This window comes from Flavobacterium sp., assembly GCF_029242675.1.
GTDB lineage: Bacteria > Bacteroidota > Bacteroidia > Flavobacteriales > Flavobacteriaceae > Flavobacterium.
Genome location: NZ_JAQWTM010000027.1, coordinates 1 through 2,641, shown reverse-complemented (window position 1 = coordinate 2,641; position 2,641 = coordinate 1). Strand labels below are relative to the sequence as shown.

Genomic DNA, 2,641 nt, shown 5'->3' with positions numbered 1-2,641 from the left:
ATGATGAATGTCGCAGGAACTGCCAATTGCTCACTATCATCAGAATGACTTTCTTTAAGTTGTGCTCCCATTATTACATTGTAAACAATTCTCAAAACTGCTTTTGGTTTAAAAAGGACATCATAAGCTTTGGCTACGGTATGATCTTCATCGTATAAAATAGTAAATTCTGCTCCCGTTTTTTCACTGGTCTTCTTTATAAATTCTGATTTTTCAGGTGAAACCACTACCACACTAGCACCCTTTTTATAAATCAATGGTAAACTCTCTTGTATTTCCTTTAAATGCTTGTTGCAGAAAGGACACCACTGACCACGAATAAATATTAGAACAACTTCTCCTTTTAACAACGCATTCGATAATAAATACTTTTTTTTGTAAATATCTACTGTAGTAAATTCTGGAGCCTTTTCTCCTATTTTCAAGCCACTTATTTTATTCATTATTTTTTTATTATTTAAATGTTTTAACTCCATCATGACTTTTTTTTCGAAAAGTTAACAATGTTTTAAACATATTCTAAAATTTCACTCTGTTAGAATCTAATTTAGGAAGTTATAGTAATATGATTTCTTTTCGAAAATAAATTCTATTCTGTTTCTATAAATAAGCTTAGAATGCTCTAATGTAGTTATCAATTTTTTAGTAAAGAGTAATTAAGTATTATTTCGCCTCTCAAACTTTCTAGAAATCATTTTCCTGAGCAATTTTAACACACCAATTAAACCTTTATAAAGAAATACGGTCAAAGAAAGAAAGAAAACCCAATGAAAAAATATTTTGTACTATCCTTGATTTTATTAGGAAATCTAATTTTTGCACAGAAAAATGCGGCTCATTTAACTGCGACAATTATAGGGTCCGGCTCTCCAAAATTTAGTACAGAGCGCTCTGGACCTTCTGTATTGATATCGTATCAAGATACGCAGATCCTGGTAGATATGGGAAATGGAACACAAGCCAACTTAGATAAAAACAGTACAAAAATCAAAGACATAGACGGTCTGCTTTTTACACACCATCATCTAGACCATAATGAGGAATTTGCACCTATTTTTATTCAATCACTTCTGGGAGGCACAAAGACAATTATTGCTGGTCCTCCAAAAACTACCGCTATTGTCGATAATTTTATCGAAATCTATGATGAAGATATCGAGTACAGATTGTCTAAATCTGGGCGAACTTTAAGTCAAGTAAAACAAAACTTTAAAGTGGTGGATTTGATAGATGAAACCCCTTTTTACATCGGGTCAATCAAAGTAAGCTATGCTAAAGTAAATCATACCATCTCTACACTCGCTTATCGATTTGATGTAGCTGGAGAATCGATTGTTGTTTCTGGTGATTTGACATATTCTGAAAATTTGCCTGTTCTTGCTAAAAATGCCGACTATTTAATTATTGATTCAGGTGGTGCAATCGCCCAAGGATCAAAAGCAAGAGAGAGTACTGATAAAGCAGGCAAAAACAGAAATACAAACAATCGAAATTCTCCGAAAAACGGGACTAAAAAAAGCGAATCAACTAAAGAAAAAGCACATGTTAATGTAGCTGAAAGTTCGCTAATGGCAAAAGAGGCCAATGTTAAAAACATGGTTTTAACCCATTTTAATTCAGTTTTAATTGACGAAGAAGCAACAACAGCTGAAATTCGGAAAAACTTTAAAGGAACTATTTTATTCGCTCAAGATCTAATGGTCTTACCTCAACGCTAAATTACTGGAACATCAATAAGTAGTTACTGAACCTTAACTAAATACATATTAAAACAAACTTATATTAATACCTTGAAAACTATGAAAAACGCTATTAAATTTTCGACACTACTGCTCGTAACAGCCGCTTTTGCAAGCTGCAAATCTAATCAAGAAACAACAGAATCAAACAAAGGAAAACGTGCTGACGTGGCCCAAATGTTTGCTAATATGGATAGCAACAAAGACGGAAAAATATCTGCAATTGAGGCTAAAGGAAAATTGAGAGAGAATTTTAGAAAGCGTGATCGCAATAATGACGGCTATATCACTCGCGACGAACTAGGAAGAAAAAAGTAAATTATCGAGTATTATTTCGTTTTCCACCTAAAAGTAAATTACAACAATCTTTAAGTTGTCCAAAAGATTATACCACTAAAAAAGCTCCAGCTGTTCAAACGGTCTGGAGCTTTTTTATTTATAAATGTTGCTAATTATTTCTGTTTTCGAAAATAAAAAGTGCATTATTGTAATCAATTAAATAATAACCTTATCACTATTTTCAGTCGCTAATGCCATATTAATTGTAAGAAATGACACGATATAATCGTAGTTTCTATGAGATGAGCTTGTTACACTTTGCTACTATTAAAGAGATTTTGTATTCATATAAAAAATATAAATAAATTGTTATTTATTAATAGTCTAAATAAAAATAATAAGTATGTTTGCACAATAAAAACATAAATAATCGATAAAATGAACTTAAAAATTCTAATTACAGCACTTAGCTTATCTTGCTCTTTTGCCTATTCTCAGACAAATTTAAAAGGTACTGTAAAAGACGAAAAGGGAAATCCTTTAATTGGAGCTACTGTAGTATTAAATGCTACTCAAGGAACAATTACAAATGGTGACGGTAGCTATACCATTGCGGTTTTAGA

Annotated in this window: 4 protein-coding genes; 3 read left to right on the top strand and 1 reads right to left on the bottom strand. The window is 31.7% G+C overall.

The features are described from left to right. Window positions 1-443: peroxiredoxin-like family protein (locus tag P8M54_RS00870; RefSeq protein ID WP_300283908.1), on the bottom strand; the 443-nt coding region annotated here is incomplete at its 3' end. A gap of 324 nt (window positions 444-767) precedes the next feature. On the opposite strand from P8M54_RS00870, the gene P8M54_RS00865 reads away from it, so the two are divergent. The 3 genes from P8M54_RS00865 to P8M54_RS00855 form a co-directional block, all read left to right on the top strand. Next, window positions 768-1,718: an MBL fold metallo-hydrolase gene (locus P8M54_RS00865; protein WP_300283906.1), complete on the top strand. Its 951-nt coding sequence runs from the start codon at window positions 768-770 to the stop codon at window positions 1,716-1,718. Between the two features lie 81 nt (window positions 1,719-1,799). Next, window positions 1,800-2,057, top strand: coding sequence for an EF-hand domain-containing protein (locus P8M54_RS00860; protein WP_300283905.1), 258 nt, complete (start codon window positions 1,800-1,802; stop codon window positions 2,055-2,057). Window positions 2,058-2,456: 399 nt separating this feature from the next. Then, window positions 2,457-2,641 (top strand): carboxypeptidase regulatory-like domain-containing protein (locus P8M54_RS00855; protein WP_300283903.1); only part of this gene is annotated, 185 nt, incomplete at its 3' end.

Coding starts and splice junctions, on each gene's coding strand:
- P8M54_RS00860 (WP_300283905.1), top strand. CDS start 1,800: ATGAAAAACGCTATTAAATTTTCGACACTACTGCTCGTAACAGCCGCT.
- P8M54_RS00865 (WP_300283906.1), top strand. CDS start 768: ATGAAAAAATATTTTGTACTATCCTTGATTTTATTAGGAAATCTAATT.